Annotated in this window: 16 protein-coding genes; 10 read left to right on the top strand and 6 right to left on the bottom strand. The window is 62.4% G+C overall.

What is annotated here, in order from left to right; all coding sequences use genetic code 11:
* The first annotated feature begins 80 nt into the window (after positions 1 to 80).
* The 5 genes from ABS88_RS02815 to ABS88_RS02795 are packed head-to-tail and all read left to right on the top strand — an operon-like array spanning position 81 to position 1400.
* The gene (locus tag ABS88_RS02815) at positions 81 to 386 is read left to right on the top strand and encodes a conjugal transfer protein TraD (RefSeq protein ID WP_058815842.1); all 306 of its coding nucleotides are present in this window, start codon (positions 81 to 83) and stop codon (positions 384 to 386) included.
* 22 nt (positions 387 to 408) lie between these two features.
* On the top strand, positions 409 to 666 hold the full coding sequence (locus tag ABS88_RS02810; RefSeq protein ID WP_058815460.1) for a conjugal transfer protein TraD: 258 nt from the start codon (positions 409 to 411) through the stop codon (positions 664 to 666).
* Positions 663 to 830: a DUF6771 family protein gene (locus ABS88_RS02805; RefSeq protein WP_171013392.1), complete on the top strand. Its 168-nt coding sequence runs from the start codon at positions 663 to 665 to the stop codon at positions 828 to 830. The genes ABS88_RS02810 and ABS88_RS02805 overlap by 4 nt, the downstream gene beginning before the upstream one ends.
* A gap of 43 nt (positions 831 to 873) precedes the next feature.
* The gene (locus ABS88_RS02800; RefSeq protein WP_058815459.1) at positions 874 to 1149 is read left to right on the top strand and encodes a DUF3892 domain-containing protein; all 276 of its coding nucleotides are present in this window, start codon (positions 874 to 876) and stop codon (positions 1147 to 1149) included.
* The gene (locus ABS88_RS02795; RefSeq protein WP_058815458.1) at positions 1149 to 1400 is read left to right on the top strand and encodes a DUF7662 domain-containing protein; all 252 of its coding nucleotides are present in this window, start codon (positions 1149 to 1151) and stop codon (positions 1398 to 1400) included. The genes ABS88_RS02800 and ABS88_RS02795 overlap by 1 nt, the downstream gene beginning before the upstream one ends.
* A 57-nt stretch (positions 1401 to 1457) precedes the next feature.
* Here ABS88_RS02795 and ABS88_RS02790 read toward each other — a convergent pair whose 3' ends face one another.
* From ABS88_RS02790 to ABS88_RS02775, 4 genes are all read right to left on the bottom strand, one after another.
* Positions 1458 to 1877: a Ros/MucR family transcriptional regulator gene (locus ABS88_RS02790; RefSeq protein WP_058815457.1), complete on the bottom strand. Its 420-nt coding sequence runs from the start codon at positions 1875 to 1877 to the stop codon at positions 1458 to 1460.
* A 495-nt stretch (positions 1878 to 2372) separates the two neighbouring features.
* Entirely contained in the window at positions 2373 to 3320 is a 948-nt protein-coding gene (locus ABS88_RS02785) for a sigma-70 RNA polymerase sigma factor region 4 domain-containing protein (protein ID WP_137889382.1), read from the bottom strand.
* On the bottom strand, positions 3317 to 3832 hold the full coding sequence (locus ABS88_RS02780; RefSeq protein WP_058815455.1) for a sigma-70 family RNA polymerase sigma factor: 516 nt from the start codon (positions 3830 to 3832) through the stop codon (positions 3317 to 3319). Before ABS88_RS02780 ends, ABS88_RS02785 begins: the two co-directional genes overlap by 4 nt.
* Positions 3829 to 4323, bottom strand: coding sequence for a hypothetical protein (locus ABS88_RS02775; protein WP_286749008.1), 495 nt, complete (start codon positions 4321 to 4323; stop codon positions 3829 to 3831). Before ABS88_RS02775 ends, ABS88_RS02780 begins: the two co-directional genes overlap by 4 nt.
* Before the next feature lie 300 nt (positions 4324 to 4623).
* On the opposite strand from ABS88_RS02775, the gene ABS88_RS02770 reads away from it, so the two are divergent.
* Positions 4624 to 5067, top strand: a complete 444-nt coding sequence (locus ABS88_RS02770) for a GFA family protein (protein ID WP_058815454.1) — start codon at positions 4624 to 4626, stop codon at positions 5065 to 5067.
* 36 nt (positions 5068 to 5103) lie between these two features.
* Here ABS88_RS02770 and ABS88_RS02765 read toward each other — a convergent pair whose 3' ends face one another.
* Positions 5104 to 6024, bottom strand: a complete 921-nt coding sequence (locus tag ABS88_RS02765; protein ID WP_058815453.1) for a nucleotidyltransferase and HEPN domain-containing protein — start codon at positions 6022 to 6024, stop codon at positions 5104 to 5106.
* 112 nt (positions 6025 to 6136) lie between these two features.
* Between ABS88_RS02765 and ABS88_RS02760 the strand changes: the two genes are divergently transcribed.
* Entirely contained in the window at positions 6137 to 6688 is a 552-nt protein-coding gene (locus ABS88_RS02760) for a nucleotidyltransferase family protein (protein ID WP_286749007.1), read from the top strand.
* Positions 6689 to 6801: 113 nt separating this feature from the next.
* Here the strand turns inward: ABS88_RS02760 and ABS88_RS02755 are convergent, their stop codons facing one another.
* Positions 6802 to 7941: a chromosome partitioning protein ParB gene (locus ABS88_RS02755; protein ID WP_286749005.1), complete on the bottom strand. Its 1140-nt coding sequence runs from the start codon at positions 7939 to 7941 to the stop codon at positions 6802 to 6804.
* A gap of 134 nt (positions 7942 to 8075) precedes the next feature.
* On the opposite strand from ABS88_RS02755, the gene ABS88_RS02750 reads away from it, so the two are divergent.
* From ABS88_RS02750 to ABS88_RS02740, 3 genes are read left to right on the top strand one after another with little or no spacing between them, the layout of a single operon-like run.
* Positions 8076 to 9602 carry a tyrosine-type recombinase/integrase gene (locus tag ABS88_RS02750; protein ID WP_286749003.1) on the top strand — a complete coding sequence of 509 codons (1527 nt, stop codon included), beginning with the start codon at positions 8076 to 8078 and terminating at the stop codon, positions 9600 to 9602.
* Complete coding sequence (locus tag ABS88_RS02745) at positions 9596 to 10507, top strand: tyrosine-type recombinase/integrase (RefSeq protein ID WP_286749001.1); 912 nt, start codon at positions 9596 to 9598, stop codon at positions 10505 to 10507. The genes ABS88_RS02750 and ABS88_RS02745 overlap by 7 nt, the downstream gene beginning before the upstream one ends.
* A complete protein-coding gene (locus ABS88_RS02740) occupies positions 10504 to 11505 on the top strand; it encodes a tyrosine-type recombinase/integrase (protein ID WP_286748999.1) in 1002 nt (333 codons plus the stop codon). Before ABS88_RS02745 ends, ABS88_RS02740 begins: the two co-directional genes overlap by 4 nt.
* The last annotated feature ends 108 nt before the right edge of the window (positions 11506 to 11613 follow it).

The raw sequence follows: 11613 nt of genomic DNA, 5'->3' as shown, positions 1-11613 counted from the left end.
CAGTCTGTCCTGGCGACTCTACTGCGCTAGCGCTGCGCTTCTTCTATCATGGCCGCATCGTCACTCAATGGAGACTTATGATGCGCAAACCCCGCGATATTGATTCGGAACTGAAAGCGCTCGCTGACAAGGCAAAGCTGCTCAAGGAACGCCGCGTTCGCCAGCTCGGCGAACTCGTCATCGCGACGGGTGCCGATGCACTCGACGCCGACATGCTCGCCGGAGCGTTGCTCGGCGCAGTCGCGGCCAAGGATGCCAGCACGAAGGAGGGTTGGCGCAAGGCAGGCGCGGGCTTCTTTCAGCGCGGGCCACGCAAGGCTGCGGCGCGACCTGATCGCGGCGCAGCGAATGACCCGGCGTCTGACGGCCATGCGGCATCGGCTTGAGTTGGTGAGAGCACGAACCGGAATGCGCGAGTGGCAGGTCAAGCGGCGCGAGCGCACGCGCCAGCTCATCGAGTTGGGAGGGCTTGTCGTCAAAGCCGAGCTCGTCGACCTCGCCGACGATAATCGCGCGATGCTCTACGGCGCCTTCCTCTGGATGGCCGACAAGCTGCGAAGCGAAGATGGCGCCCACGCTTTTGCACTCTGGAAGAGGCGCGGCAAACGTGCGTTCGAGACCGATGCCTTGCCCGACTCCGACCCATCTGTCATAGGCGCGCCATGACACGGGAGCTGACCGACACGATCCTTCGCGTGGTCGAACGCGCGCCGCAATGGATTCGGCGCGACCTCGATGCGAAAGATCCGGTCGCGCGCATCCGTGCCGAAGAATCGCTTGCGGCGATGATCGCCGACGCGCTCGACCAGCAGGCGAACGCACCCGTCTGACCAGCGGATCATTTCTTGCGGCGCACGCCGAGGGAGGTGAAACATGGCTGATTACGAGATTGTGGCCATCGGTCAGACACCGATCGATGTTCGCAATCACCATATCCACGCGGTCCAGGTCGGCAGAAGCCTGTTCCTTGTCGACCAGATCATCGACTGGATCAACGACGGAACCCACCGTTTCTGGGTGCGCGTCGGCGACGAGGAGGTCGACGTCATCGTCCAGCAGCGTGAAGCATCGGGGCGGCCCTATCTCACTACCGACGGAGGAGGTTTTCCTCCGGCTATTCTGTTGTCCCTGCCGCGCGTCGATCGGTGATGGGCAAATATACTATCCTTGGCACCTTCCTGCGCCGCTGGGCGGTTCGCAACGACGGGCAGGAAGTCGAACTCACGCTCGCGCAGATCGAAGGCCTGATCGGTGCACCGCTGCCCAAGGCGGCGGCCAATATCGCATGGTGGAGCGACGATCCGACCGGTGTGCAATCGTGCGCCTGGCGTGATGCCGGTTTCGAAGCGAAGCTGATCGACGACGCCGAGCTTGTCATATTCGTGCGATGCCAACCCTGACTGCAACGGTAACGAGATTGATGGACGGCCGGCAATCGGCGACCGTGGCCAAGCGCGTTATGTCTTGCGGCGCGGTCGCCCGCCGCCGCGCCCCTTGGTGCCAAGGCCGATTTCCTTGGCAAGCGCGCGACGCTTCTCGGCATATGCGGGCGCAGTCATCGGATAGTCCTTCGGCAGGTTCCATTTCGCGCGATAGTCGTCGGGCGTCATGTTGTAATGCGTCATCAGGTGACGCCGGAGCATCTTGAGCTTCTTCCCGTCTTCGAGGCAGACGATGTAATCGGGCTTCACCGACGACCGGATCGACACCGCCGGCTCCTGCTTCACTTCTGGTTCTTCGGCATTGCCAAGACCAGCAAGCGCTTCATGCACCGAGCGAATGACCAGCGGAATATCCGATATGGCGACGCTGTTGTTGCTGACATGCGCGGCAACAATATCTGCGGTCAGCGTGACCAGCGCTTCAGAATCGTCCATGTCAAACTCCCTCGTCATGCGGGTCCGGAAAAGCAATTTCCATGTCCGACGGCATGCACGCATATGGCCGTTGCTTCAAGAACGGCGATTGCAAAGCCCGCGCAGGGAACCCGCGCGACGGTGACGCGTTGCGTCCAGCGATCACACACGGGTTTTCTGCGTGATCACTTACCCAAACTCGCCCCGCCGACCGGCGGGGCGTTTTACAGAGCGGCAACGCAGCACAAGATGATCTCGCTCCATCCCCCCGCGAGCGAGGTCGAAGGGTCCTGTCAGGGGGCGGGACCCTTCATTTCTTCCGCAAGGGCGGGCGGGCGGCGCGAACAAGGGACCAGCTATGTCGCGCCGCCCTTCGTGATGCCGCCGTATGTGGGGGTAAAGAAGGCGGGCGGCATCCGAACTGGAATGCCGTCATCGTCCGCCGAAATAGTTAACCAAATATGGATTTCCGGACCGCTTTGCGATGAATTGTGCCCCGGCACCAGCGGCCAGCACCTATTCATAAAAGGCGGACCGGATGATGTCCCAACGCCACGCGAACGACAGGCGCTTCCGCATCAGCGCGAAGCGGATGCGAAAAGCGAGCGACGGATAAGGCTTGCCGATGATCGCGTATTCAGCCTGCTCTCGAAGGCGTTTGACACGTCGGCGGCTGATCCCGAACAATCGGGCGATCTCGTCATAGGGACGGCCATAAAGATGGAAGAATATCCACACATGCCGTGTCAGCTCCGGCTGTTCGACCAGCCGCTCCGGTATCTGCACGATGTCGGCAATCTCCTCGCCATTTTGCTCGGCCTCGGTCGGTGGTCGCTCCTCCGGGAACGGCCGTCGCCGCCGTCGATGGACCACATAGCCCTGCGGATAGCGCCCGTCGGGGACAAGGCGCTCGCCCAGCCATTCGTCGAACGGCTGCCGGCCTGCGCAATGGAGCGCGTCGTTGACGCGCAGCAGGCGTCGCCGCCGAACCCGGCGCCACGGTGCGATAAAGCGCCATTGATCGACCGTCGCGACCCCGGCCCGGCGCGATCGCGTGACAGCCTTGCGCAGCGCCGCTGACAACGCCGTGACGACGAACGCCGCCGCCGCTTCCTGATCGGCCGCTATATCGGCCATCGGCTCGGGCCACTCCACCTCGCCGGGATAACCGCTTTCCGCGAAGGCGGCTTCGAGCGCTTGCCGATACTCCTGCTGTAGGCGCGCCTGCAAAGCGCCGGTCGCCGGCCCGACGCCGGGCACCGGCTCCGTATAGCAAACATGCGCCCGAACGGTCGCGCGGGCATCGGCGAGGCCGGTTTCAATAGCCTCCCGATCCACGCTAAGCGCGTCGGCCATCGCATCGACATCGACGCCGTAGAAGTTGTGGAGCAGGAACAGCGCGCGGGGCAGCGCGGGCAATCGGTCGATCGCGGCGCTGCGGTGACGGGCATCGAGGCCGGTCATGGCGCCACCTCTGCCGCGACTGCGGCGCGGCAGAGCCTGAGCGCACGCATCATATGATATTCGACGGTCTCGACACAGACGCCAAGCTCGGCAGCGATCTCCTTATAGGTCAGACGGTGAATCCGGTGCATCACGAACACGCGGCGGGTCTTGGGCGGCATCGAGCGCACGGTGCGCCGGTAGAAGCGCTGCAAATCCCTTTCTTCGATCCGCCATTCCTGTTCGGAACGAGTCGGCGCATCTCTCCCTTCGTCCAGCGGATAGAAGATCGCGCCCGTCCGCTGCTGCCGGCGCCTTCGATCGATCAGCATATTGCGCGCAATCCGGTTGAGGTAGGCGCCCGGCTGGTCCAGCACCGGCAGCTTGCCGCTGTGATGGAGCCGGGCGAAGGCCTCCTGCGCGAAGTCGCGCGCTTCGTCCGGCCCGATCCGCCGCCTCAGCCTGCGCAGCAGGCGCGGATATTCGGCGCGATAGACATCCTCGAATGTCGCGATTTCCCGGCGCGCGCTCATGGCCGCGCCCCCTTGCGCTTGCGGTCATTGAGCGGGGCATCGCGCGAAGCGCGATAGAGGGTGATGCCCGCCTCGATCCGGTCGAGGATGAAGGTGTCGCGCTCGGCCTTGGCGACGCGGATGTCGGCTTTGGAGTAGAATTCAAGACCGACGGCGCAGCGGTTGCCAAGCTCGCTGTCGATGACATCGCGGGCGCGTGCCCAGCATTCCGGTTCCTTGAACAGCGGATGATTGACGACGATCCAGAATTCGTAATCGGAAAAATTGATCGTATCGTCGTCTTCATACCAATTCTTCCGCGCGTAGGGGCCGATCAGGATGATGCGTCTGATCTGGCCGCGCCCAGGTGCCTGCACCTGATCGGGATCGAAGCAGGCGCGCAGGATGCGCGCGATGCGCTCGACCTCCTGTTGCTTGCGGCGGATCAGATGGCCGACGCGCGCCATCACGACTTCGCGCGCGTAAACGTCGTTCGCTTTCGGGGTATTCATTTGCAGCTCGCACACCAGCGGTCCGCGCGTGATCACGCGGATGTGCAAGCGGTGTCCGCTGTCTGGTGCCGTGTCAGCGGCTTACAGCAACTGCCCGACCGTGGTGGCCGAACCTACATGATGCCTGGCAGGATTATCCCGAGGATGGCCGCCAGTCATTCCATCCCGTGGGCAGGATCATGCCAGAATCGCGGAGTCTCGGCAAGTTGGACGACGATCGGCGAATTCGGAGTCGACGGATAGCAATCCGCAGGCACCTTCTTTATCCTGCGCTGAGTTGGTCTACGGGGAGGCACTGAAATGATGGGCGAACTCAGTGGCGGGTGCGTTTGTGGTGCCGTCCGCTACACATTGAAGGAAGGCTTCCGCTTCAAGCCATATGCGTGTCACTGCAAGGATTGCCAGTCTCGAACCGGCAGCGCATTCAGCGAGCACATGTTCTTCGCCAAACAGGACCTGCTGATCGAGGGCGAACTCGATGAGGGCACCTATTTGCAGCCGAGCGGAGCCAAGTCATCCATCTGGGGATGCAAGCGTTGCAAAGGGCGCATTTTTGCCGAGAATAGTACCCGCCCGGGTTTCGGCTCGCTGCGTTGCGGCACGCTCGACAGGAGCCGTGAGGTGATACCTGTCGCCCATCTTTGGGTCCGCAGTAAGCAGCCTTGGGTGCAAATCCCGGATGGCGCCCGCCAGTTGGATGAACAACCGGAATCACCTGAGGAGTGGATGAAGCTAGTAGGCTAGCCTGGGTTCTCGCAGGCTCCTCGTGCGGAATGACAGCTATCTGCGAGCAGCCTTTTCGAGTTCGGCGATCTTGTCGGTGCAGACCTGATGGACGACGCGACCGAGTTCTTCAACGCGCTCGCCGAGCCAGGTCAGTTCCTCTTCGCTGATCTTATAATGCTTCGAATACCGGGCCTTGGTGTAGGCCTCTTTCAGCTTCTGGAACATCGCCCGCTCGCGGCGATTGGTCTCGGGCCAGATGCCGTAAAGGCGTCGGTCGAGACCTTCGGCTAGCGAGCGCAGGAAGGCGATATTATGGTTATATGGCGTGTAATAGGTCAGGGTGAGCAGCAGGCAGGAATAAAGCCGCTCGGTTGTCTGATGAAAATCAAACGCGGCGTCTTTCAGTAGTCCTTCGTCGAGGGCATACTTCGCAAGCTTTTGGCGCGACATCGCGCCCGCCATCCCATCTTCAAAATATTCCCTCGCGGCCACCAAGGCTTCGTCTGGCGTCTTCGGCCGGGGCGCCCGGAGTTCACGATCGTCGGCTTCGTAGAGCGCGATCCCATCCTTCGCGACTTCCATGAAAAAGACGCGCCCATGCGCGAGTCCGTCGTTCACCTCGTGGAGCGAGTGGACGATAAAATTGACCGGCGTGCGAAGCGTCTTCTCGATCGTATAGGCACGGATCAGCCGTTCCTCGGCCTTCGCCCAATAGGCGGCACGGTCGGTCAATTCCTTCTGGCTGACGATGACGAGAATGTCGTAGTCGGATTTATACTGGTTCACCGACAGCGGGGCATCGACCCAGTCGCCGCGCGCATGTGAGCCGAACAGGATGATCTTGAGGATGCGGGCGCCCTTGCGGCGCCCGGTCGCGTTTTCGGTCGCCTGCCCGAACTCGTCGAACAATATCTCGACGATGCGCTCAAGCTCGCGCTGCTTGGCGGCAGGAAGATGATCAACGTCGGTTCGCATAGGTGCCGGAATCTTCGGGCAATGCCCGCCACTTGGCAAGGCCAATCGGAACCGGCTTTGCTCGGTCCCGATAAATTCCACCGTCTGGACGGGCAAATGCTATAGCGGGGCAATGGGTTTCGGCGACCATCTCTCCAGCATTCTCGAAAATGACCATCGTCGAATGGCCGTGCTCAAAGCGGTGGAGGAACTGTCGCTGCCTGATGGATGGATTGGGGCCGGCTTCGTCCGCGATGCGGTCTGGGATTATCTGCATGGCCGGGCGGCCGACTTGCCCGCGGGCGATGTCGATGTCGTCTGGTTCGACCGCCACCGCGTGGAGGAGAGACATGACCGGGAAATCGAAATCCGGCTCCGCCAACAGCAGCCGGATTTCGATTGGTCGGTAAAGAATCAGGCGCGGATGCACCTCCGCAACGGCGACAGGCCTTATGCCTCGGTGATGGAGGCCATGCGGTTCTGGCCGGAAACGGCCACGGCCGTAGCGGTGCGGCTCGTTTCCGATGGGTGGCTGGAAATCAATGCACCGTTCGGGTTGGATGATTTGTTCGCGCCCCGCCTCGTGCCGACGTCATCATTCACCGGTGCGAAGCGGCACATTTTCGATGGTCGTGTCGCCAGCAAAAAATGGCTCTTGCGCTTTCCACTACTGCAATACGGATAAGCGGCGTCCAGGCCCTTGCCTGTTTCGCGAAAAGAATGCCCGGCGCTGTGCGCCGGGCGAAAAATTGGGGGAAACGGGCGATACCGTTCCCCCCAATTGCTTCCCGACGATCATCAAGCGGCTTCGCGCATTTCCGGTTCGTCCTCGACCTGTGCCGGGGCGAGCAGCGGCGCAATGCGCTCGCTCCGCTCGACACAGCCAATGCCGCCGCGAGCCGTGTAGCCCGAGGGCGGAAAGGCGAACCATTTGGGAAGCCAGCCGTTCACCTGCGCCCGGCCATTGCTGCCGCTGAGACAATCGACGAGGATGCCGCGTTGCACCTTGGTAGTGGCCCCGGCATTGGCCTCCGCCACGTCCGCGCCCGCGACCTCGGCAACGACCGCGCCCAGCAATTGCTTGTCGCGGATCAACTCGGGCAGCACGGCATCATCCTGCCAGCAAGTCCGCATGTCGGTGCCGATCAACTCGCCGAGATAATCGACTTCGGCGCTGCCGACCGCCAGCGTCTCGCCCATCACGACGGGAAGGATGCGCATCACCGCCTCGTCGGACAGCGCCGCCAAGCGGGCGAACAAGCCCGCAACACCATGATCGCCATCATAGCCGCCGGTGACAGTCGGCGCTTCGGGATCGAACCCGAGCAGGGCCAGCACCTCGCGGCGCTTCGTATCGAACGCGGCTTCGCTTGCCGACACCTCGACGCTCTCGGTGATCGCATCGCTCACCGCGCGCTGCTTCTCGACATCGACCCGCCACAGCGGCGATCCGACAATGGCATGAGCAACCATCATGCGAAGGGCAACGCCGGTGTCGGACAGCAGGGATGCCCGGACAGCGGCATGGCGGTGAAGATCGACATAGCTGCCGAGCGCCGCGCTGACCTCCGGGCGAACCGGCTTAGGTGTATCGGCTCCCGCTGCCCCCTTGGCGCGCTGCCGCGCTTCCTTGGTGGTGATATAGCCCTCATGGAAGGCGACCTCGCCGCGATGGCTGATGGTCACGAATATCTTGCCGCCCTTCTTCTTCGGGCAGCGTTCATAGTCCCAGCTATCGAAATAGGCCCCGCGCGCCATGATGATGACGTCGGTCCAGCCGCTATCGCGATAAAAGTCCGCCTGCTTCTCGACCTCGGCCATCTGCGTGGTCCAGAAGGCTTCGCTATCGGCAAAATAGCTGTCCTCGCCGAACAGGTCGGAGACGATCTCGCCCGTATAGTCTGCGACGTCGAACATCGCGACCTTGGTGGCGATCACGCTGCCGCCGAACAAACAGCCATTATGCCGACCGCGTAATTATGCCGAGCACACTGTAGCGAAGCGCCGTTTTCCGTCGATCTGACGGCAGCATGCTCGGGGTAATTCTGTCCTCCCACACCGAGGGAGGATATATGCACAGCACGATCTCACTATTCGATTGCAAGCCGATCGAGTCGGCTACGATGATGTCGCTCGATGAGCTTGTCGCAGAGTTCGAGGCACCTTACGCCGCCAGTTCGAACCGCCGCCACGGCTTCGCCGCCAGGCATCTGCTATTCTGGCTGAAGCTCCGCAAGATCGCATTGGCGGACGTCGACAATGCGGTAATCGAGCGGTTCCGCAAGCATCGCTGTGGCTGTCGTCGATACCGGACTCAGCCTAATCGCGATCCACACTACATGACCATGATACGGATGTTCGTGCATTTGCTTGAGCAGCGGCGCGTAATACCGGCTCGTTTCCCGCGCGATGTCGCATCGCATTTTGCGCCATATGCCGCGCACCTCGATGCCCAAGGCTATGTCGCCAAGGTTGTTCGGCGGATGGTGTTTGACGCGCGGCATTTTTCTTACTGGGTCGGCCGCAACGCTCATTGGGATCAGATCGACCGCCGCATCATCGAAGATTTTGCTCGTCACGACTGCTCATGTCCGCGCGCAATGCGCGGTCGCCCTGGCGATACCACTATCGCTGTACGCCGCCGACATGCCTCCAAGTTCCTCGCGTATCTCGTCAGCCAGGGCGCCATTGCATCCACCGCAGGCGAGCCCGAGCTGGATGAACGCCTGACGGACTATAGTCATTGGCTCGCAACCACCCGCGGGCTTCCGTCCGCAGGGATCAAGCGGAGCCTGAGGGAGGTGAAGCGGTGGTACGACAACATCTGCGGTGAAGGCGCAACATGCTCGGCCGAAGCACTGCGCAGGGTCCTGCTCGACCAGGATCCGAGCCGCTCGAAGGGGGCCGTCGATCGAACGGTGAGCACCTTGCGGTCCTTTGTCCGCTTTCTGATTGCCCGCGGCGAGTGTCCGCCCGATCGGCTTGCAGCCCTGAGCGTGGGACCCAAGCGCGCCGCCACGCGGGTTCCCCGCTACATCGATCGAGCATCCATCGAGCAGATTGTCGCGGCCTGCGATACATCAACGCCAACCGGCCTTCGCAACCGCGCTCTGCTGTTATTGCTCGCACGGCTTGGACTGCGCGCTGGCGACCTCGTGGCAATGCAGCTCGACGATATCGATTGGGATCAGGGAACGGTCCGCGTTTCCGGCAAGTCTGCCCGCGCGGTGCGGCTCCCGCTCCCACAAGATGCCGGTGAAGCGATCCTCGCCTATATCGAACAGGCTCGACCGACAGTCGCGAGCAACCATCTTTTTCTGAGCCTGAAGGCCCCATATCAGCCATTCGCAGGCCCCAGCATCATCTGCTGGATACTCGGCAAGGCGGTCGAACGTGCCGGCCTTACCGGCATCCCGACCGGCTCGCATGTGTTCCGTCACTCGCTCGCCACCGCGATGCTGCGTGAAGGCTCCACGCTGGAGGCGATCGGCACGGTTTTGCGCCATTCCAAGCCGGATACGACCGCGATCTACGCGAAGGTCGATTTCACCATGTTGGGCGAGGTGGTGCAGCCCTGGATCGGAGGTGCGCCATGCTGATCCGCCACGTCGAACGCTATGTCGACTACCGCCACAAGCTTGGGGTCGGGTTCGAAGAGGGCGAACATACCCTTACATTGTTCGCGCGCTACGCTGATGAACATGGCGACAGCCATGTCACCATCGATCGGATTCACGAGTGGTGCAGTCAGGCGTGCTCGCCCGAGCGCGCTCGGGCCAAGTACAACTTGCTGCGCCGCTTTTCCCTGTTTCTGAGGGCGGAAGATCCCGGCCACGCCGCGCCACCGATCGGTGCATTCGGGTGCCGCCGACGCCCGAGGCCCGCGCCGCATCTCTTCGAACCCGAGCAGATCGCGGCGATCATATCGGCCGCATCGGCCCTGCCGGGCAGGAGCATCAGCGCCTACACCTATCACTGCCTGTTCGGCCTGCTGGCCGTAACAGGCATGCGGGTGTCAGAGGCGCTCGCTTTGCAGCGGTCCGACCTCACCCACGATGGCTTGCTCGTGCGCCGGAGCAAGGGCGGCGGCAGTCGGCTGCTGCCGATCCACTCGACAACACGGGACGCCGTCGAGGCATATCTCAACCGGCGCAACCGAGCGTTTTCGATCAGCGATGATCTTTTCATCATCAGCACAGGACGGGCACCGGACAGGTCGACCGTCCGCAAAATGTTCGTTTGCCTGGCCAGGGAGCTTGGTATCCGTGGCCCGGTCGGCACACCCGGCCCGCGGCTGCATGATCTTCGGCACAGTTTCGCCGTCCGATCGCTCGAGGCCTGCGCCCACGACTACGACGCGGTGCGCCGTCACATGGCGGCCCTTCGCGACTATCTGGGCCATAGCAGTATCTTGCACACCTATTGGTATCTCGAAGCCACCCCGGTCCTGATGCGCACCATCGCCGCGGCCAACGAGGATCGCTTCGTGGGAGGTGTCCGATGACCTCGCTCGCTCCCCACCTCACCGACTATCTGGTTGATCATCTGCCCCGGCATCGCAGCGCCAGCCCCCATACGGTCGCGACCTACGCCCACAGTTTCACATTGCTGGTCCGCTTCGCGGCCGACCGCCGACGATGCCGACCTATCGACCTCCAGGTTGAAGATCTCCATCCCGATCTCATCCTGGCTTTCCTGGATCATATCGAAGAGGATCGACGCAACAGCGTTTCCACCCGTAACGCCCGTCTCGCCGCAGTGCGATCCTTCTTCCGCTATATCGAGTACAAGGTTCCAGCCTGCCTCGATCAGGCACTGCGCATCCACGCGCTGCCCCGCAAGCGGACCACGATGCGGCTCGTCGATGCCCTGACGATCGAAGAGGTTCGGGCGCTTCTCGCGGCGCCCGATGGCCGTACCTATTGTGGATTGCGCGATCGGGCGATGCTTCACATCGCCTATGCTTGCGGACTGCGCGCATCCGAGCTTCTTGGCCTGCAAATGACCGCATTTCCACCCGCCTCGCTGGCGACGGTCCGGATTCACGGCAAGGGGCGCCGGGAGCGCGTCCTGCCCCTATGGCAGGAGACACAGCAAGCATTGCGAGGCTGGCTGGGCGCCCGCGGTGCGACAACCGAACCGACACTATTTCTAAGCCAAGCAGGCGAGCCGTTGAGCCGCGACGGTTTAGCCCTGATGGTCGCAAAGCACGTCCGCCACGCAGCAATGTCATGTCCGTCCCTGCTCGCGAAGCGGGTCACGCCGCATGTGCTGCGTCACAGTTGCGCCGCCCACACTCTGGCGGCGACCGGCGATATTCGGAAGGTCTCGCTATGGCTGGGGCACGCCTCGCTTCGCAGCACAGAAGTCTATTTGCGAGCCGATCCGGTCGAGAAGCTTGCGATCCTCGCCGCCCACGCACCGCCAGGCGTTACGCCAGGCCGGTTCAGACCACCATCCGACAAGCTCCTCGCCATGCTTGTTATGGCCGGCAGCATCTGATCCCGGAAAGCCGCGATTATGCCGATCGGCGTCACCCATAACCCGCGCACAAAAAGTAGATTGGCATGACATCCTCAGCATAATTACGCGGTCGGCATAATGGCTGTT

The organism is Sphingopyxis sp. SCN 67-31, assembly GCF_001725095.1.
The sequence above is the reverse complement of the archived record's forward strand: the minus strand, read 5'-3'. Positions and strand labels throughout refer to the sequence as shown.